The organism is Pantoea sp. Cr_R13, from assembly GCF_029222565.1.
Lineage (GTDB): Bacteria > Pseudomonadota > Gammaproteobacteria > Enterobacterales > Enterobacteriaceae > Pantoea > Pantoea eucalypti.
Map to the genome: position 1 here is coordinate 663,512 of NZ_JARHXL010000013.1, position 16,536 is coordinate 680,047.

Below are 16,536 nucleotides of genomic sequence, written 5' to 3' on the forward strand. Positions count from 1 at the left end.
TCAGCTGTTCACGGATGCGGCGAAGTTCGCCAGATAGGTGTCGGTAATGCGCTGGCGCAGGGTTAAATCTTCCAGCGGCGGAACCGGCGTATAGTCGTAATCAATAAAGAGCTTGCCCGCCTTCAGGGTGTCTTTATCGTTGGCGCTTTCGTCATACCAGGCTGACGCCCCCAGCAGATAACCGGCGTTAACCAGCTCGCGGAATTTCGCATTGATGCCCGCGATAATCTCGCGCACCAGAACCGGCGTCAGCGGCTTATCAACCGCCCACATGTGCGCCTCGGCCATCGTGTCGGCCAGCACCTGCGCCGTGCGGGTGTAGTTCTCAAACTGAAACAGCGGGTCATCGCTGCAGGTGCGGTTGCCCCAGAAGCGGAACCCGTCTTTACGGATCAGCGTCGTAACGTCGGCCTCGTTGAGCAGGTCGGCGTCGGTGCCGGTCTGCTGCAGATCCCAGAACACCGATGCGGAAATACCGGTCACGCCGTTTACGCCGACGTTAGACAGAGTTTTATGCCAGCCTGTGTCATTGTCGATTTTGGCGCGAAGGCCCAGCGCACGGGCAGTGGCAAAGGCGGTATCGGATTTACTGGTTGCGGTGTTCCATGCAACGAAATCAGGCCAGATAACCATGATTTCGCGCTGGCTGAAGTTCTGGCGGTACAGGCGGACTTCGGAAATGGTTTTACATTCCCATGCTGACACATAGGCAAAGGCGCGCAACTGCTCCGCAATGCTGGCAAGCGCGGTTGCCACTGGCAGTGAATCCAGTCCCGGCACGCCAAGGATGCGCGGCTTCACATCGAGCTGGGTCTGCGCGGCGAGCAGCGCTTTCATGCCGGTATACTGGCCGTTTTCATCCGTGCCGCCGATGATATTGGACGTGGTTTCGGCTTCGTCGGCACCTTCAGCCACGCGCACGACGACGGTCACAGGCTTGGACTGATCGGCAATAGCCTGCAGCGCAGCGGCGAGCGTGCCTTTTTTACCTGCTTTGCCGATAGCTGCCTGCACGTTGGTGATGAGTACCGGCGTATTAAGCGGGAAGGTTGCCGCGTCCGCATCCTGCGCGGTGCAGACCATGCCGACGATTGCGGTTGATACGGTTGAAATGGTGCGCGTGCCGTCGTTGACTTCGACGACGCGGACACCATGATGATAATCAGACATCTGATGCACTCCGTTTTGAGGGTGTGCTCAGGGTGTCAGGTCATTGAATAGGATGCATGCTGTTACGGTTTGTTGGTCTGTCAGTAAAACAATTAGCAATATTCAAAAAAAACGGATGCACGAAGTACAATACTCCTCATGCATCCTCTTAAAAAATCTTGTCATAGCATTAATAAATATTTGATCTTATTTTTGATACTGCCTTAACTTATCAAGCAATTCGTCAATGGCTTCATCCTGTTGAATATCGTCTTCTTTCTGACTTTCAGAAGTTAGTTCATCATGATCTGAGAAAATACCGGCTTGCCTTTCGGTCAACTCGCGAATCATGTCTTCAATTTCTTTGCTATGATGCTCCTGAATATGCTCATCTATTGCTTGAGATAGCTCCTTCATTCTTTGTATATCTAATTCTTCTTTTACTGCTTCCTCGGCTTCATCTTCCCATTCTGCAATCGTATCTTCAATTTCTTTTAGGCTAAACATTCTTACTCCTTATTGATAAGGCATTTGGCTATATCTACTATCGAATAAAAACTTTGGCTATTAATACTAGCCTGTAATTGCATACATTTTTATGATAGTTTAAAATTGATTCACTGCTTTTAAATTAATGACTTTTAATCATACACGCTTTAGACGTTGAGCTTAACTGTATCTTTTATACATTTCTGCAACCGTAATCCGTGCACCCCTATCAAATTGCTAAATAATAGCTTTTAACTGTTCTGGTTTATCCGGCCATACGATACCTTGCCTATCACTGGTATCAATCCGGCTGAGAGCCACCCGATATCGTTTCCATTCAGCCAGACGGGCAATCTCTTCTTCTGTTGCAATACTGATATCAACCGCATCCTGCAGCGGCGCGATTGTCCGGTTTGCCACATCCATTTCAGCGGCAAGCCTGCTGCTGGCAATCAGTACTGCGTTCTCAGCTTCTGTAGCCGGGGCACTAAACACGCCGCCACTGTAGTGATAATTTACATCGGGCTGTTCGGGTAGCGCGGTAATATCCACCCATACCAGTGACGGATGATAGAGTTTTTCAGGCTTCCCATTCAGCGAGACGATCTCAGCAACGCACTGATTTTCAATCCGGGCATAAGTTTTCATCAGCTGAATTCCTCAATGTATATAATACCGTCAGCCCCGTAGTTACCGTAGTAAGGCGAAGTTCGGATGTTGCCTCCGCCGCCCACACCAAATGAAGCCCGGTCGTTTGATGCAATCCCTTCGCCACTCCGTGAAGCACCTCCCCAATAGCTGGCTCCACCGTCCCCGGAACCCCCACGATAAGGGTTAGTGCCTCCGGTAATAACGCCGGGGGAATCGCTGCCGTCGCCGCCCTGAATATTGATATCCCCGCCAACTGCAGTTCCCCCGGCTCCTCCTGCATCACCAACTGAGTTCGCACCGTTGCCCGCTGTAATCTGCCCGTTAAAGGCACTGCTGGTTGAATTGATGCTCTCTTTGCTGCCAGCGCCAACAACCCCCGCATACGTTTTGCTGTCATCAACAGCCAACATTGCGATTGCCGTACCGCCAGCGCCGCCACCGGCACCGCGTGCGCGATAGTTTTCGCCCCAGCCCAGAAAACCATAACCGCGCCCGCCGCCGCCGGTAATGATGATTCGTGCGCGTTTAGTGCCTGGTGTGGGTTTGTAGCTGATCGCGCCCGGCGTCGTGAAAATCTGGCGGCCAATCCAGCGCCCGGAAAACTTTTCGCTAATACCGAGGTTTTTAAGAACGTCAGCAACCAGCCCGGCGTCTTTGATTTCTGCCAGGGCGCTTGCGATTTGCAGGTACTGGCTGTGTGGGTTTTTAGCATCGGTGTGAGTTTTCATTACGCTGTCAGCGTAGGCTTTCACCTCGAGCACGGCATCATCAACATACTTGCGCGTCGCCAGCACGACTGACGGATCAATCTTCAGCGTAACGGCTGTTGTGCTGTTCACGATTAAAATCATACGCACGGTCTGCGTGCGCCCGCTGCCTTCAGCCAGTTGCGGCTTATAGGTTTCCGGGCAGTTAGCAACGGCAATCAGTACGCCGTCGGCGTCATAGAGACCAATCTCGCGGATCCAGAAACCGCCCTCGCTTTCCGGGATAATCTGCTCCGCGATAATCTGGCTACTGTTTGCCGCGTCAACGGTCAGCGAATTAAGCTGCGCGCGGCGCTTCTCGCCGATGAGCTTAGTCTGCGCCGCGTCAGGCGTCGGCAGCGTGCCGCCACCATCGCCGACGCCCATCGAGGTGATATTCACTTTTGTGCCAAGTGCGGCGGCGTTCGCCAGCTTAGCCGCGCCCTGATTGGTCAGCAGGGCAAAATATTTTGTCGTCATGCGCTCACTTCCGTCAGGTCAATAAGATGCACCGCCACGCCGGAATAACCCGGCCCGCCGACGCTGATAAGTTCAGGGGTATAGGGATAAACGGTCAGCTCGTCGCCGCTGTAGCTGGCAACGGCAACCGGCAGCGCGCCGTTCACGTCAAGATTGATAGACAGGCCGATAAGGTGACGGCTGCAGGGCTTTGCATCGGCTATCAGGCGCTCCAGCTCGTTATACATTTCCTCAGTAATGCCGGTATCGAGTACGCCCACATCCAGCCGGAACGTGCCTGGCGCCTCACCGGTTTTCCACCACTCGATTATTTTGATGAGATAGCCCAGCGGCTCAACGACGCGGCGAATAGCACCTATCGTGCCCTTGTGCCGATGCACATACTGCGAGGCGGCAACAACGGCGCGCTTTGTTGATTCAGGCCAGGCTGAATCCCAGCGGTCAACCGACCACGCCCACGCCAGATAGGGCAGAAGCACCACCGGGCATGTGTAGGGATTCCACAACTGGCGCAGCGGCACGCTCATAGCGCCGGGACTTGCCAGCGCCTCGGCGGCAGCAACCTCAAGCGCTGACGAGCCGGTCGGCAGCAGGCGATCACTCATCCGAGCCTCCCACGGTCAGCGTGTAGCCTGTGCAGTAAGCGGCCTGGGTTTTGTCTAGCACCACGTCAGCAGAAGGCTTGATAAGGTTGACGCGCTGCACGCCCTCAACGTGCATGGCGGCATACAGCGCAGACAGGCGAATGTCGCGGCCGAGACGCTTCTGCACACTGACAAAGGCTGCGAGCTTTGCCTCTGAGGCGGCGCGGATTGGCTCCGCTTCCGGCCCCGGATAGAGGTACAGCTCGGCCACGATTTCGTATTCCACAATCTTTGCTGACTGCACGCTCACCCGGTCGGCAACCGGGCGCACGTCCTCATCATTGAGCGCTGTATTCACCACGGCAAGCAGATCATCACCGGCCACGCCGTTGCCCTCACGCGCGAGCACTGTCACCGTGACCACTGAAGGCGACGGGCTTATGGCTGATGCATCGGCTACCCGGCCGTCAGCACTTCTGGCATGGTACTCATAAGCGCCGGTTGGCCCGGCCACGCTCAGCCCTTCAAAGGCGGAGGCGATGCGCAGCCGGAAATCATCGTTACTTTCCATCACTGCGGGGGTTGGCGGAATGGTTGTATCGTCGGCCGGGGTAATGATCAGGCGGGGTACGCCATTGTTTACGCCGAGCTGGTCAAGGTCGCCGTCCAGCGCATACGCAACCATGACGGCCTTTGCCGCCTCGTTGATGCGCTGGCGCAGGATCAGCTCACGATAGGCATTTTCCTGCAGCAGCTTAACGATAGGTTCTGACTCCAGCGTCAGCGTGCGGGCGACGGCGTTCTGCTGGTCAGCAGGGTAAAGGGAAATCAGCGTCTCCTTCCGCTCGGCCAGCAGGGTTTCATAGTCCAGCGACTCCACCACATCTGGCGCGGGCAACTGGCTCAGGTCGATAGTTGCCATAGTCTCAGCTCACAGGAACGGTTAAGGAAAAAGGCTGCGCGTTGTCGGTGCGGTTGCCGGACAGCTCAACCACCATTGCGCCGTTGATATCCGACTCAAAGTTGATGGCAGTCAGCTTTACGCGCGGCTCCCATTTCAGGATCGCCATATAGCAGGCCGACATAATCTGCAGGCGCAGCGCCTCGTTTTGCGGCTGGTCAATCAGGGCGGATAAAAGCGAACCATACTGGCGACGCATCACCCTGGTGCCGACAGGAGTCAGCAGAATGTCACGCACTGACTGCCGTATATGATCGAGGTCGATCAGCGCGCCGCCGGTTTCCCGGTTCATGCCGATATATTTTTCGGTTGTCATATCGGTTCTCCCGTCTGGCCGCCGCTGTCGCCAGGATGTTTATGCTTGTGTAGAACCTTGCCGTTTGATGAAAGGCTGCCGCCGGTATGCGTCACGTCGCCTTTCATCGTGCCGCCCTGGGTGACTTCCAGCTGCGCTGTTTTGAGCAGTGCTGTGCATTCCACTTCCGGCGAGTCGAACAGGATTTTTACCGCCGCTTTAATAGCTGCGGTCTGTATGCCGGTTGCAGTCAGCGCGCCGTTTTCCGGCTCGTACTCGATCACCGCGCCGTCAGGAAATGACCAGCGCATCGCATCGGCCGAGGCTGACGGAGCCGGGTTGTCATCAGAGAAAATCCCTGGCAGCACAAAGCCGGTATCAAGTTCTCCGCCGAGGCACAGAACAAGCACCTGCTCGCCCACTGATGGCGCATTCCAGGAACGGGTTTTACCCGCGCGGGCGCTCAGCCAGTGCAGCCAGCCGGTCGTATTTTTTCCTGTATCGACACGGCACAGCCCGCCGTCAAGATTGACAGCCGACACGGTTCCGATGCGGATCAGGTTGCGCAGCAGGCGCTTGATTTCTAAGAGTTGTTCATTCATAGCCATTAATATGACTATGAATCATTGAAAAGAGTATGTATGAATGTTTACTGAAGGATAGACAAACAGTGTAAAAAGTTAACTGCAATTTAAGGAGTTATGGATAACATTCATTTTATTTTCTTTATGTTATATGCCCTTGGACCTTTAGCACCTTTTTTAATTATGAAACTCACTGGAGCACCTGCAAAAAGATGTGAATCCTCAGCAATATCTTCATAGAAAAAGAAAACGTCTTTCCCTTTTTTTCGAGTTATAAAACCAAAGCCTTTGAAGGGATCAAAGGTTTTTACAACTCCTGAATGCTCCTCTTCAATAATCATTCCCATAACTCCTTCTTGCTGGGTAGGTTCTTAAAATTAGCTCTAATTCTTTTTCGCCATATAGAAGATGATATGGGATTGTTTCTTGATAAAATACCAAGCTTATATAAAGTCTTATTTATATTACTGACTTCTCCAGCACTGTATTGTATTTTGTTTTTTATGGTTAGGAGACTTTTACACTCCATAATCAATTTTGACGCCATTTTCTGATCATATAGAGGTAATACAACAGAAAGTCTGGCTCTAAGAGAGTCATGACTTGGCTGGCCTAATCTTTTAAGTTTTGCAACAAGGCCTGATGATTTATTCCATAGTTCATGAAATTCTTGACTATAGGGATCTGACTTATGTTTTTGTTCACAAGTTTTTACAAGAATTCTTATGTATCGACGCTCGTCCCGAGTTGTTTTAGGTTCCGAATGTCCTACCCACAAGCCTGTAACCTGAAAACCATTCTTGATATTCTTATTGTTCTCAATGCTGGTTTTTTTATTGTTATGTTTGAGATTATATTTTTTAAACAAACCCACTACTTTTTTTATAGCTTCCCCAACCTGATGCTCGCTTAATTGTACAGGTGAGGATAAAGTCACGTCATCGAGTAACCTAGTATAGGTCACACCCATTTTTCTAAAATAAGAAACTAGGCTGTATTCGCTATTGAAAAAAACTAGATTTGCAAGATATGAAGAAGTGCATGCACCCTGAGGCAGTTTGCCTTTATGAGTTGTCAGCTTAGTTAAGACATCGCATACTGGATCTGGAAACTTGAAGAAGTATTTATAAATGTCATGTACTTTTGGAGTCTTTATATTGTCATAAAAAGACTTAATGTCTAAGCCTATCAAATGGCTTGGTTTTGACTTTGAATGTAAGCGAGCATTTTCTACGTAATCACGCTTACTAATTTCATCTTTGATTCCACCCTGAAGATAAATAGGGTATTTCACTTTCTCAAAAATTCTAGAATTGATTTTTTTCTGCAATCTTTTTAAGAGAGGCTTAGGTTCATAAACCGTCCTATCTTTTCCCTTCTTAGTGCAGACGGTAAACTCATGATATGAAGTATCACTTTTTATTGATAACTCAATGAGAAGACTCTCTCTTATACCGAGAGTTTTAGCGAGAACATTTACAGATGATATTGCTTTATGAGGGTAATAAGGCTTGTCCATAAGAATTTCGCGTCGTAAATGAGTTAGGAGTAAATTAATTGATTAACCATGCATGAAGAAATTTCATAACCGCAGTTAAAAAATTAACCAAAGCGATTGAAGCCACTAACGCAGTCATCAAATTGCTTTTATTGTTTCCGTCGACTTGCTCATGAGCATTACTTGATTCTGTTTTAGGTAATGTCATACCCTTTTTAAAACCAAATGTCATATTAAGTTTAAGTTTGAAATTAAATTTCATCTTTGATATCTCTGTTTAGGACACAAAATTGTGCCGCCAGACCAGAGGTCAAATAAGGTAAATTATGTCGACTTAAACACTCCTAACTCCGTACGCCAGACAATAGTCGGATAAATTAGCTGCATAACATGCTGCAAAACGCATATTGCACGAAACGCACTAATGATACCCGTGAGGCCGGTCATGATCCCGAGGGATCGCCAAAAGGCATCGTTACCTTATTAAATGACATTTGTAAAAGAGCGGCAACAGGCGCGATACACCTGAATAATGTTGCTTTTTGATAATAGACAACTTCAGTCATCAGAAGCAACATTTTTTTTCACTTTACTGATAAATTTAACTTAAGTGAGAAATGATAATTTCACCAATTAAATGCGTGTCAGTCTCATTCACGCCTAAAAGCGGGCGTTCGCTATATGGAACTTGTTTAGCACCACGTAATGGCCTGTCGCGCAGCCCGTAATGATGCACGCGGGCCATGCGCTGCACGTTGCCCGCAAACTCGATCACGGCTTCATTCGGGCTGGCCTGCGTTTTCATATATTTAGCGGTGCGCAGCTTTGCGAACATCTCGCGCTTTATGCGGCCCTTTTTGCTGCGCACCGGCTGCGTTTTGCGGGGCTTGAACGGCGTGCCGTCTGGTGCCTGCTGGCGCTTAATGTTCTGCTGCTGATTCGCGCGCAGCTTCTTCGCGATGGTACGCGCCATTTCTTTACGCGCCGGGGCTGACAGGCTGCTGATAAGCGCCTCAAGCCGGTCATTTACCCGCTGCAGCTCGCTCATGTCTGCCACTCGCTGACCAGCTCGCCATGAACATAAAGCTGCACCGGCCGGGCGTCATTCTCCGGCAGCGGGTTCTCGCCGACGTGGGTCACGTGCAGCCCGTCGTCGGCCCGCTTCACGATCACGCGCTCGCTCAGCTGCAGCTCAATGCTGATATCGCTGGCCGTGTCGCTGATAACATCCGCCTGAAAGGTAAAGCCCGTCCGGCGCTTTTCCTCGCTTGCCATAATCTCGGGTTCATTCGTTCGCAGCCAGGCAAGCAGCGGCACGATCAGCAGGTCGATGTTACCGGCGTAGTCGGTAATGACCATGTTAAGCCGGTACTGGTATTCAAACGACAGCGAGCTGGCAAGCGTCGAGACGATGCGCCCGCTGTCGATAAACACGTTCAGCGCGTCAGGGTTTCGCTGCAGCTCCGGCACGCTGTCGGTCAGCGCCTGACGCAGTTGTTGTGGTTTCAGCATCGTGTTGTTCCTGGCAGTCTTTGATTATTTCGACCTGCAGCCCGCAGGCGGCGAGTGCGGCCTCAAGCTGACGATTGTCAGCCGCCAGATCGCCAGCGGTTTTAAGGCTGTTTCCCGGCACCGGGCAGCTTGTCACGCGCGGACACCCAATCCAGATAATCTCTGGCGCTGGCGAATGCCGGGCGGGCGTGCAGCCGGATAACATCGTCAGGCAAAGCAGCAGCAGACCAGTCACGCAGTATCGGATTAGCATCGGTTTCTCTCTGTATGGTCATTTCACGGTTAAGCGCGGCCGTGCTGGCGCGTCCCTGCATCAGCCGCAGCTCGGCCTCACGTTTCTGGCTGGCCCTCGCATCGGCATCCAGCCTGGCTATCGCTTTATCGCGGCTTTCGATACCGGCCGACAGCGTGCCGATAATGCGCTGCGCACTGGTCAGATCGTCTTTGGCGACTTTCCACTGCCAGCCAGTCACGCCCAGCGCCAGCAGAGCCACCGCCAGAAGCAGAGCTATCAGGCGCGTCATTTGACACCCCGCAGGCAGTAAGCCGTTTCCGCAGCGCGGCGGTTTTCCAGCCCGCGATTTTTCACGCCCTTAACGAACATCCAGCGCCGCAGCTCATTACAGGCATCAAGCCAGTGCTGCATCATGATGTAACGGGCAAATGTCGAGCTGCAGGCCGCGCGCACGCCGACGTTAAAGGCGAATGAAACGGCCGTGTCATAGACCGGCTGTGGCATATCGCTGCGCATACAGGCATCGATCCCGCGCTCGACGCGCATCACGTCATACACCAGATTGACCGCCGCCTGTCGCTCGCTGATCTGGCTTTGCGGCTTCACGCCCTCTGTGTGACCGATTCCGTTAGTCCAGACTCCGGCGCTGCACTGATAGGGCGAGGTGCGGCACCCCTCGGCGTTGGCGATAAGCGCAAGTCCGGCCTCGGACGTTTTCAGGGTTTTAAACTGTGGCAGCAGCGCGGCAATTGCCAGTACGGCCACCACGGCGCAGCGTTTAACGGTCTGGCTCAAGGCTCACCCCCCGCAGGCGCTGCAGCTCGTAGGTTTTACGGCGGTAATGCCAGTTGATAAAGAACGTCGCCACGTTAGTAATGAGCGTGATAACGGCCACGCCGGAACCGACCATAAAGGCGATATCCTGTGGCGTATGACGGCCGAACCACATCAGGATGAGGCCAATCAGGTAATTGATCACAGAGCTGATTTTTTCCATTTTTAGTCCCACAGGTTGACGGTTTCACCTGCTGAAGATTCCGGCAGATCAGGCAGCGTCACCTCGCAGCCGTGCGGCAGTACCGGCCCGCTTTCGGCGAGGCCCGGATTAGCCGCGTAAACCAGTTCGACGGCCTGACCGGTACGCCCGTAATAGCGCTGACAGATTTCATCAACGGTATCGCCCTGCTGCGCGTAAACGTTCATCAGAGCAGATCCACAATGCAGCCAGGCTTACCGGCGATGCGGCTTATACTGAATCGTGCGTCGCGCCAGTACTCGTCGGCGCTCGCCTCAATCTCTCCCGCCTTTTTCGTGCCGCTGGCGTCGTAGCCGCGATAGCGCTCAACGATGGTGGCGGCGGTCAGCGCGCCGACGGCGGCAAGGTAGGCCGTAATCTTTTCGCTCTCGCCGTCCAGCGATTCCGCAGGCACGTCGGCCAGCACCTTAAAGCCCGCCGCAATCTGCGCGGCGCGCCAGTCGTACAGCTCGGCGTTCACTTCTGAAATCGCCGTCTTCACGGCCAGGCGCAGGCGCTGCGCCGTGACCGTTCCCTCATAGCGCAGCGAATCGCGCAGCTGCTGCAGGTCAACGTCAGGCCAGAAAAACGTATTCTTTACCGGCGGCTCGGCAGCGTCTGCCGGTCGCGGGGCGGGGATAATAACCGTGTTATTCATAATCGGCCTTTGAAATAGGTGGGCGGTGGAGGAGGGCGCAGACACTGTAAGTGCGTTGCCGTCCTGCCGCCCGTGCGCGGGGTCGCGTTCGGTCAGCGGCTGGCGATGGCCTGTTTTTTCAGCGCCGTTCCCAGCCGCTCAATGTCTTTTTTGACGCCGCAGCCGTCGTGCAGCTGATGCGCCCTTACAAGGTGGGTCATCGCCTCCGAAGCCCTGCCCGCATCGCGAAGCACATACCCGGTTATCTTGTGCAGCTTGGCGCGCACCTGATCGGGCATGTCTTCGGATTCTGTCATCGCAATGGTTGCCAGCAGCGGGTCAACATCGACCGGCGCTTTTGCCGTCCAGGCGCGCGTTGCCGCGCTGGCGACTTCCTCGGCCAGCAGATAAGGCAGGCTGGCGCGCTTAAAGCCGTCAGGCGGCATAAGGCCATGCGGCAGCGCGTACCGGGCAATCTCCAGCGCGCCGGGCACGTCGCCCGCATCGAGCCGCCAGATCATGACGGTCATCAGCACGGCATCCTGTGCGCCTTTGCCTTTTTCCAGCACGCCCGCTACCCACGGCAGGTACTCCGGCAGCATCTGGCGCTTAAGCTCCGCCTTGCGCTCGTTAGAGTGCACTTTCTTCAGGCGGCGCTTATCGTCGTTGAGCTTGATGAGCATCTGCTCATAGCCGCTGGCGTGACGCAGCGGGTTGTCGGCACTCTGCGAGGCTTCGATAGCCTCCTGGCGCATGCGGTGACATCGGGCAGGGCTTAACATGCGTTACGCCTCCGGGGTTACTGTTGCCGGGGCTTTTGCAGCCGCGCTGAACTCACCGACTTCGATGTTTTCAACCAGGCAACCGGCCGCGTAATCCTCGATCACGTAGTCCTCGTTAATGGATTCATAGTTTTCGATGCGGTCGCGTTTTGGCACTTCGTCAATCAGGCGGCGATGCGTGCCTTCCTGCCAGTAAACCGACAGGTTATCGAGGCGGGTGATCATCAGTGCGCTGGCCGGGAAGTACGGCACGCGCACCGCTGGCAGGTTGCCGATTCGCTTCTGGCTGACGATAAGGTCGGCTGCCAGCTGCTCGGTGTTGGCCTGCGACTGGTTGACGATCGGGAAGTACTTGTCAGCCAGCAGCTGACGGCCGCAGATCACAACCAGTTCCGGGTCTTCCTGATACCACGGCTCAATCAGGGTGTTGGTGGCATCCATCACCAGCGCGTCGAGGTTGGCATAATCGCCGCCTTTGCCGACGCGGATTTTCGCCGACACCACGGCACCGGTTTCGTCGGTGACTTTGCTCAGCACGCGCTCCGGCGCATGCTCGCGGTACTTCTGCAGCCAGCCCACGGCTACGTCCTGCAGCATCGGGAACTTCGCACGGTTCGAGGTTTTGGCGCGGGTCACGCCGTTGAAGCCGATCATGATGCGGTCAAGCGCCTGGCGCTTTACGATGGCGTCACGCAGACGGGCCTGAAAATCTTCATAACGCGCCCACAGGTCGAGCGTGTTATAGCGGATATGAAAGTCATAGTTGACCTGCACACACTCATAGCCGTTAGAGTCCAGCGCAGCAAAATCAGCGGTTTCGCGCTCATCGCCGCCTGCCGTGTCGGTCACGCTGGCAATCGAGCCGGACACGCCGATCCCGATTTTCTCGCCCTTCATTTCGGACACCGGCACGATGTTGACGCGGGTCAGGAAGTCGGAAGATTCCTGCACGCGGCTCATCAGGGTCTGCGTGACCGACGGCTCAACGGTAAACTTTTTGTTCATGTCGTCGGTTTCGACGCCGTTCAGCTCGGCGAGGCGGGTCATGAACTGGTTAAACTTAAAGCGGGTATTCTTGCGCATTGGCGTTCCTGTTTATCTCTGTGTTGGGGTTTAACGTTCAGGCAACGCCTGATTAGCAGTCGGTCTGCGCGCCGGACTTCGGATCGCTGCCGGTTGCCGCCGGGCGGCGGTTAAAGCTGCCGTCGGTCTGCGAAAGCTGGCCCTGCAGCGCAGCGAATGCGGCGCGGTCTTCCCCGGCCTGCTGCTCGATGGCCTCCAGACGTGCGGTGACGGACTGCTCCAGCGCCGACAGCTCCTGCGTCTGGCTCTCCGCGTTCAGCTGCACCTGCTCGGCGACGGCTGTTACCGCCGCGCTGACGTCGGCGAACTGCTCGCCATCGGTTTTCTTTTTGGCAGAGAACATCGCCGAGATGCGCGCCAGCAGGGACGGTGACGGCTCGGCCACTTCCTCAAACTCGATGACGGTTTCTTCAGCGGCGGTAAAGAGGTTGCCTTTATCCAGCTTGCGGGACGCCAGCGGATTAACTCTGGCCGTGGCGCTGAAGCTCAGAATCTCAGTGCCGAGGCTTGCCGGGTCATCGGTGACGGCCAGGCCGACGAGATACGCCTCGCCCGTGTCGGCGAACTCCGGGTTAACTTCAATAGAGGTGTAGATTTTCTGGCGCGCTTTGGTCAGCCCGACCAGCTCAGGCGTCGGATCAATCCAGCCGAACAGCGCCAGCTTGCCCTTGAGCGGGCCGTCGCCGATTTCTTCCGCCTCGACGGCGGTCACGTCGCCAAAGCGGCGGAAGGTGCTGTCAGCGGCATAGCCCCGGATGTGTTCCATGTTGATGCGTGCGCCGTACATTTCCGGGCTGTAGTTTTTCGCCATCTGCGAAATCCAGTCACGGGAAATGACACGGCCGTCAGTGGTTGCGCCTTCAACTGCGATACGAAAACGCTTTGCTTTTATTGCTGCCATTAATCAGGCTCCGGTCAGGTGTTGGGTCGGTTCGGGGCCAGTTTCCCCGTCGCCACCCAATCGCTCAACGAATGCCAGCCCGCTGATGCATCAGCAAACAGGGACAGCAGGCGCGCCATTTTCGGCCCCGGTAGCCTTGCCGGTATGAACATGACACCGACAACCATCATCAGCGATCCGCGCCGTCAGGCCGCGCTGCTTTACTGGCAGGGTTATTCCGTGCGCCAGATTGCGGAGACGCTCGGACAGAAAACGCCAACCGTGCAGAGCTGGAAGCTGCGCGACGCGTGGGACGACGTTGCGCCCATCAGTCGCGTTGAATCCAGCATGGAAGCCCGGCTGATCCAGCTCATCATGAAAGAGGTAAAGGGGAATGGTGATTACAAAGAGATAGACGCGCTCGGCCGTCAGATTGAGCGCCTTGCCCGCGTTGAGCGCTACCGCAGCAGCGGCAACGAGGCCGACTTAAACCCTAACGTGCGCAATCGCAACAAAGGCGAGCGCCAGCCGGTTGTTAAAAATGAATTCAGCGAGGAACAGACAGACAAGCTGACCGGCGTGTTTATGGATAACTGCTTTGAGTATCAGCTCAACTGGCATAAAGCCGGGCTGACTCACCGCATCCGCAATATCCTGAAGTCACGTCAGATTGGCGCAACGTTTTACTTTGCCCGCGAGGCGCTGATCGACGCGCTGACCACCGGGCGCAACCAGATATTTCTTTCGGCCAGCAAGGCGCAGGCGCACGTCTTTAAAAACTACATCATCGACTTTGCCCGCCAGGCTGATGTTGACCTGAAAGGCGATCCCATCGTGCTGCCGAACGGGGCGCGCCTGATATTCCTCGGCACCAACGTGCGTACCGCGCAGAGCTACACCGGCAACCTGTACCTGGACGAATATTTCTGGATCCCGAAATTCCAGGAGCTGCGCAAGGTCGCCAGCGGCATGTCGCTGCACAAAAAATGGCGCACAACGTACTTTTCCACGCCGTCGGCCCTGTCGCACAGTGCTTATCCGTTCTGGTCAGGCGAGCTGTTTAACAAGGGGCGTCGCAGCAAAGATGACCGCATCGAGATAGACCTGTCGCATTCTCACCTGGCGAAAGGCGCGCTGTGCGGTGACGGACAGTGGCGGCAGATTGTCACGGTTGAGGATGCGCTGACCGGCGGCTGTAACCTGTTCGACATTGACCAGCTGCAGCTTGAGTACAGCCCGGCGGAATATCAGAACCTGCTGATGTGTGAGTTTGTCGATGATGAGGCGAGCGTGTTCCCGTTCGCCGAGCTGCAAAGCTGCATGATCGACAGCCTAGAAGAGTGGGAAGACTTTAACCCGTACCTGCCGCGCCCGTTTGCATACCGGCCGGTCTGGATTGGCTATGACCCGTCGCATACCGGCGACAGCGCAGGCTGTGCGGTTATCGCGCCGCCGCTCGTTGCGGGCGGAAAGTTCCGCGTGCTGGAGCGTCACCAGTGGCGGGGCATGGACTTTGCCGCGCAGGCGAAATCTATCGAGAACTTAACGAAAAAATACACCGTGGAATATATCGGCGTGGATGCAACCGGCATCGGCCAGGGTGTTTTCCAGCTGGTACGCCAGTTTTATCCGGCCGCGCGCGAAATCAAATACTCACCCGAAGTCAAAACGGCGATGGTACTGAAGGCAAAAGACACTATCAGCAGCGGGCGGCTTGAGTATGACGCCGGGGCGACAGATATCACGCAGTCGTTTATGGCTATCCGCAAAACCATGACGGCCAGCGGCAACCGCTCAACCTATGAAGCGAGCCGCAGCGAAGAAGCCAGCCATGCAGACGTTGCCTGGGCCATCATGCACGCACTGTTAAACGAACCGCTTACCGCAGCCAGCGGCGGCGCTAACCCCTCTATTCTGGAATTTTACTGATGAGCAAACGCAGAGGCCGCAAGGCTCACACCACCACACAGCCGGTACAGGCAACCGCACCGCAGCAGCACGCCGAAGCGTTTACCTTTGGCGATCCGACGCCTGTCATGGATAAGCGCGACATTCTGGATTACGCCGAGTGCATCGGTAACGGGCGCTGGTTTGAGCCGCCGGTCAGTTTCAGCGGGCTGGCTAAGAGCCTGCGCTCGGCCGTGCATCACAGCTCGCCGATTTACGTAAAGCGCAACATTCTGGCTTCGACCTTCATTCCGCACCCAATGCTCAGTCAGCAGGAATTCAGCAAGTTTGCGCTTGATTATCTGGTCTTCGGTAACGCCTTTGCCGAGCTGCGCCGTAACAGCCTGGGTAAGCCGCTGCGCCTTGAAACCACCCCGGCCAAATTCACCCGCAGGGGCGTGAAGGATGGCGTTTACTGGTTTGTGAATGACTGGAAAGAGCCGCATGAATTTTCGGCCGGCAGCGTGTTTCACCTGCTGGAGCCGGATATCAATCAGGAGCTTTACGGCCTGCCGGAATACCTCAGCGCGCTTAACTCCGCCTGGCTGAATGAGGCGGCGACGCTGTTCCGCCGCAAGTATTATCAGAACGGCGCACACGCCGGTTATATGCTCTACATGACTGACGCGGCGCAGAGCAGCAGCGACGTTGACCGGATGCGCCAGGCGATGCGCGATACAAAAGGGCTGGGTAACTTCCGTAACCTGTTCATGTACGCGCCGAACGGCAAGCCGGACGGCATTAAGATCCTGCCGCTTAGTGAAGTGGCGACGAAAGACGATTTCTTTAACATCAAGAAGGCCAGCCGCGACGACCTGTTAAGCGCGCACCGCGTGCCGCCGCAGATGATGGGTATTTTACCTGAAAACAGTGGAGGATTTGGAGATGTGGAAAAAGCGGCAAAAGTTTTTGTAAGGAATGAACTCCATTCCTTACAAAATAGAATCTCAGATATGAACGAGTGGGTTGGAATAGATGTAGTCAAGTTTAAAAATTACGACCTTTAAT

23 protein-coding genes are annotated in these 16,536 nt (G+C 54.8%); 2 read left to right on the plus strand and 21 right to left on the minus strand.

The window, feature by feature from the left end; all coding sequences use genetic code 11:
* From P2R09_RS10755 to P2R09_RS10855, 21 genes are all read right to left on the minus strand, one after another.
* Complete coding sequence (locus P2R09_RS10755; protein WP_275769514.1) at window positions 1-1,170, minus strand: phage tail sheath protein; 1,170 nt, start codon at window positions 1,168-1,170, stop codon at window positions 1-3.
* Window positions 1,171-1,356: 186 nt separating this feature from the next.
* Window positions 1,357-1,656: a hypothetical protein gene (locus P2R09_RS10760; RefSeq protein WP_182685664.1), complete on the minus strand. Its 300-nt coding sequence runs from the start codon at window positions 1,654-1,656 to the stop codon at window positions 1,357-1,359.
* Window positions 1,657-1,875: 219 nt separating this feature from the next.
* The gene (locus P2R09_RS10765) at window positions 1,876-2,286 is read right to left on the minus strand and encodes a tail fiber assembly protein (RefSeq protein WP_182685674.1); all 411 of its coding nucleotides are present in this window, start codon (window positions 2,284-2,286) and stop codon (window positions 1,876-1,878) included.
* The gene (locus P2R09_RS10770; protein ID WP_275769515.1) at window positions 2,286-3,515 is read right to left on the minus strand and encodes a phage tail protein; all 1,230 of its coding nucleotides are present in this window, start codon (window positions 3,513-3,515) and stop codon (window positions 2,286-2,288) included. Before P2R09_RS10770 ends, P2R09_RS10765 begins: the two co-directional genes overlap by 1 nt.
* On the minus strand, window positions 3,512-4,120 hold the full coding sequence (locus P2R09_RS10775) for a phage tail protein I (protein WP_275769516.1): 609 nt from the start codon (window positions 4,118-4,120) through the stop codon (window positions 3,512-3,514). Before P2R09_RS10775 ends, P2R09_RS10770 begins: the two co-directional genes overlap by 4 nt.
* Window positions 4,113-5,021, minus strand: a complete 909-nt coding sequence (locus tag P2R09_RS10780) for a baseplate assembly protein (RefSeq protein WP_275769517.1) — start codon at window positions 5,019-5,021, stop codon at window positions 4,113-4,115. The genes P2R09_RS10775 and P2R09_RS10780 overlap by 8 nt, the downstream gene beginning before the upstream one ends.
* 4 nt (window positions 5,022-5,025) lie before the next feature.
* A complete protein-coding gene (locus tag P2R09_RS10785; protein WP_275769518.1) occupies window positions 5,026-5,376 on the minus strand; it encodes a GPW/gp25 family protein in 351 nt (116 codons plus the stop codon).
* Complete coding sequence (locus P2R09_RS10790) at window positions 5,373-5,957, minus strand: phage baseplate assembly protein V (protein ID WP_275769520.1); 585 nt, start codon at window positions 5,955-5,957, stop codon at window positions 5,373-5,375. Before P2R09_RS10790 ends, P2R09_RS10785 begins: the two co-directional genes overlap by 4 nt.
* 110 nt (window positions 5,958-6,067) lie before the next feature.
* On the minus strand, window positions 6,068-6,280 hold the full coding sequence (locus P2R09_RS10795) for a retron Se72 family effector protein (RefSeq protein ID WP_275769522.1): 213 nt from the start codon (window positions 6,278-6,280) through the stop codon (window positions 6,068-6,070).
* Entirely contained in the window at window positions 6,277-7,458 is a 1,182-nt protein-coding gene (locus tag P2R09_RS10800; protein WP_194717614.1) for a reverse transcriptase family protein, read from the minus strand. Before P2R09_RS10800 ends, P2R09_RS10795 begins: the two co-directional genes overlap by 4 nt.
* Window positions 7,459-8,038: 580 nt before the next feature.
* Window positions 8,039-8,485 (minus strand): phage virion morphogenesis protein, encoded by a 447-nt coding sequence (locus tag P2R09_RS10805; RefSeq protein WP_275769527.1) that lies wholly within the window; start codon window positions 8,483-8,485, stop codon window positions 8,039-8,041.
* The gene (locus P2R09_RS10810; protein WP_275769529.1) at window positions 8,482-8,949 is read right to left on the minus strand and encodes a phage tail protein; all 468 of its coding nucleotides are present in this window, start codon (window positions 8,947-8,949) and stop codon (window positions 8,482-8,484) included. Before P2R09_RS10810 ends, P2R09_RS10805 begins: the two co-directional genes overlap by 4 nt.
* Complete coding sequence (lysC, locus tag P2R09_RS10815; protein ID WP_275769532.1) at window positions 8,882-9,154, minus strand: Rz1-like lysis system protein LysC; 273 nt, start codon at window positions 9,152-9,154, stop codon at window positions 8,882-8,884. The genes P2R09_RS10810 and lysC overlap by 68 nt, the downstream gene beginning before the upstream one ends.
* Complete coding sequence (gene lysB / locus P2R09_RS10820) at window positions 9,051-9,473, minus strand: Rz-like lysis system protein LysB (RefSeq protein ID WP_192072557.1); 423 nt, start codon at window positions 9,471-9,473, stop codon at window positions 9,051-9,053. Before lysB ends, lysC begins: the two co-directional genes overlap by 104 nt.
* Window positions 9,470-9,979, minus strand: a complete 510-nt coding sequence (locus tag P2R09_RS10825; RefSeq protein ID WP_275769538.1) for a lysozyme — start codon at window positions 9,977-9,979, stop codon at window positions 9,470-9,472. The genes lysB and P2R09_RS10825 overlap by 4 nt, the downstream gene beginning before the upstream one ends.
* Window positions 9,963-10,181, minus strand: a complete 219-nt coding sequence (locus tag P2R09_RS10830) for an HP1 family phage holin (protein ID WP_010255079.1) — start codon at window positions 10,179-10,181, stop codon at window positions 9,963-9,965. Before P2R09_RS10830 ends, P2R09_RS10825 begins: the two co-directional genes overlap by 17 nt.
* Before the next feature lie 2 nt (window positions 10,182-10,183).
* Entirely contained in the window at window positions 10,184-10,387 is a 204-nt protein-coding gene (locus P2R09_RS10835; protein ID WP_064704198.1) for a tail protein X, read from the minus strand.
* A complete protein-coding gene (locus P2R09_RS10840; RefSeq protein WP_275769547.1) occupies window positions 10,387-10,857 on the minus strand; it encodes a head completion/stabilization protein in 471 nt (156 codons plus the stop codon). The genes P2R09_RS10835 and P2R09_RS10840 overlap by 1 nt, the downstream gene beginning before the upstream one ends.
* Before the next feature lie 92 nt (window positions 10,858-10,949).
* A complete protein-coding gene (locus tag P2R09_RS10845; RefSeq protein WP_275769550.1) occupies window positions 10,950-11,618 on the minus strand; it encodes a terminase endonuclease subunit in 669 nt (222 codons plus the stop codon).
* Window positions 11,619-11,621: 3 nt separating this feature from the next.
* Window positions 11,622-12,701, minus strand: a complete 1,080-nt coding sequence (locus P2R09_RS10850) for a phage major capsid protein, P2 family (RefSeq protein ID WP_275769552.1) — start codon at window positions 12,699-12,701, stop codon at window positions 11,622-11,624.
* A 52-nt stretch (window positions 12,702-12,753) separates the two neighbouring features.
* Entirely contained in the window at window positions 12,754-13,602 is an 849-nt protein-coding gene (locus tag P2R09_RS10855; RefSeq protein ID WP_275769555.1) for a GPO family capsid scaffolding protein, read from the minus strand.
* A 144-nt stretch (window positions 13,603-13,746) separates the two neighbouring features.
* Between P2R09_RS10855 and P2R09_RS10860 the strand changes: the two genes are divergently transcribed.
* Both P2R09_RS10860 and P2R09_RS10865 read left to right on the plus strand, forming a co-directional pair.
* Window positions 13,747-15,510: a terminase ATPase subunit family protein gene (locus tag P2R09_RS10860; protein WP_275769558.1), complete on the plus strand. Its 1,764-nt coding sequence runs from the start codon at window positions 13,747-13,749 to the stop codon at window positions 15,508-15,510.
* A complete protein-coding gene (locus tag P2R09_RS10865; RefSeq protein WP_275769561.1) occupies window positions 15,510-16,535 on the plus strand; it encodes a phage portal protein in 1,026 nt (341 codons plus the stop codon). Before P2R09_RS10860 ends, P2R09_RS10865 begins: the two co-directional genes overlap by 1 nt.
* The last annotated feature ends 1 nt before the right edge of the window (window position 16,536 follow it).

Bases quoted from the DNA above. Each gene is read 5' to 3' on its own strand.
- P2R09_RS10755 (WP_275769514.1), bottom strand. From the start codon at position 1,170: ATGTCTGATTATCATCATGGTGTCCGCGTCGTCGAAGTCAACGACGGC.
- P2R09_RS10760 (WP_182685664.1), bottom strand. From the start codon at position 1,656: ATGTTTAGCCTAAAAGAAATTGAAGATACGATTGCAGAATGGGAAGAT.
- P2R09_RS10765 (WP_182685674.1), bottom strand. From the start codon at position 2,286: ATGAAAACTTATGCCCGGATTGAAAATCAGTGCGTTGCTGAGATCGTC.
- P2R09_RS10770 (WP_275769515.1), bottom strand. From the start codon at position 3,515: ATGACGACAAAATATTTTGCCCTGCTGACCAATCAGGGCGCGGCTAAG.
- P2R09_RS10775 (WP_275769516.1), bottom strand. From the start codon at position 4,120: ATGAGTGATCGCCTGCTGCCGACCGGCTCGTCAGCGCTTGAGGTTGCT.
- P2R09_RS10780 (WP_275769517.1), bottom strand. From the start codon at position 5,021: ATGGCAACTATCGACCTGAGCCAGTTGCCCGCGCCAGATGTGGTGGAG.
- P2R09_RS10785 (WP_275769518.1), bottom strand. From the start codon at position 5,376: ATGACAACCGAAAAATATATCGGCATGAACCGGGAAACCGGCGGCGCG.
- P2R09_RS10790 (WP_275769520.1), bottom strand. From the start codon at position 5,957: ATGAATGAACAACTCTTAGAAATCAAGCGCCTGCTGCGCAACCTGATC.
- P2R09_RS10795 (WP_275769522.1), bottom strand. From the start codon at position 6,280: ATGATTATTGAAGAGGAGCATTCAGGAGTTGTAAAAACCTTTGATCCC.
- P2R09_RS10800 (WP_194717614.1), bottom strand. From the start codon at position 7,458: ATGGACAAGCCTTATTACCCTCATAAAGCAATATCATCTGTAAATGTT.
- P2R09_RS10805 (WP_275769527.1), bottom strand. From the start codon at position 8,485: ATGAGCGAGCTGCAGCGGGTAAATGACCGGCTTGAGGCGCTTATCAGC.
- P2R09_RS10810 (WP_275769529.1), bottom strand. From the start codon at position 8,949: ATGCTGAAACCACAACAACTGCGTCAGGCGCTGACCGACAGCGTGCCG.
- lysC (WP_275769532.1), bottom strand. From the start codon at position 9,154: ATGTTATCCGGCTGCACGCCCGCCCGGCATTCGCCAGCGCCAGAGATT.
- lysB (WP_192072557.1), bottom strand. From the start codon at position 9,473: ATGACGCGCCTGATAGCTCTGCTTCTGGCGGTGGCTCTGCTGGCGCTG.
- P2R09_RS10830 (WP_010255079.1), bottom strand. From the start codon at position 10,181: ATGGAAAAAATCAGCTCTGTGATCAATTACCTGATTGGCCTCATCCTG.
- P2R09_RS10835 (WP_064704198.1), bottom strand. From the start codon at position 10,387: ATGAACGTTTACGCGCAGCAGGGCGATACCGTTGATGAAATCTGTCAG.
- P2R09_RS10840 (WP_275769547.1), bottom strand. From the start codon at position 10,857: ATGAATAACACGGTTATTATCCCCGCCCCGCGACCGGCAGACGCTGCC.
- P2R09_RS10845 (WP_275769550.1), bottom strand. From the start codon at position 11,618: ATGTTAAGCCCTGCCCGATGTCACCGCATGCGCCAGGAGGCTATCGAA.
- P2R09_RS10850 (WP_275769552.1), bottom strand. From the start codon at position 12,701: ATGCGCAAGAATACCCGCTTTAAGTTTAACCAGTTCATGACCCGCCTC.
- P2R09_RS10855 (WP_275769555.1), bottom strand. From the start codon at position 13,602: ATGGCAGCAATAAAAGCAAAGCGTTTTCGTATCGCAGTTGAAGGCGCA.
- P2R09_RS10860 (WP_275769558.1), top strand. From the start codon at position 13,747: ATGAACATGACACCGACAACCATCATCAGCGATCCGCGCCGTCAGGCC.
- P2R09_RS10865 (WP_275769561.1), top strand. From the start codon at position 15,510: ATGAGCAAACGCAGAGGCCGCAAGGCTCACACCACCACACAGCCGGTA.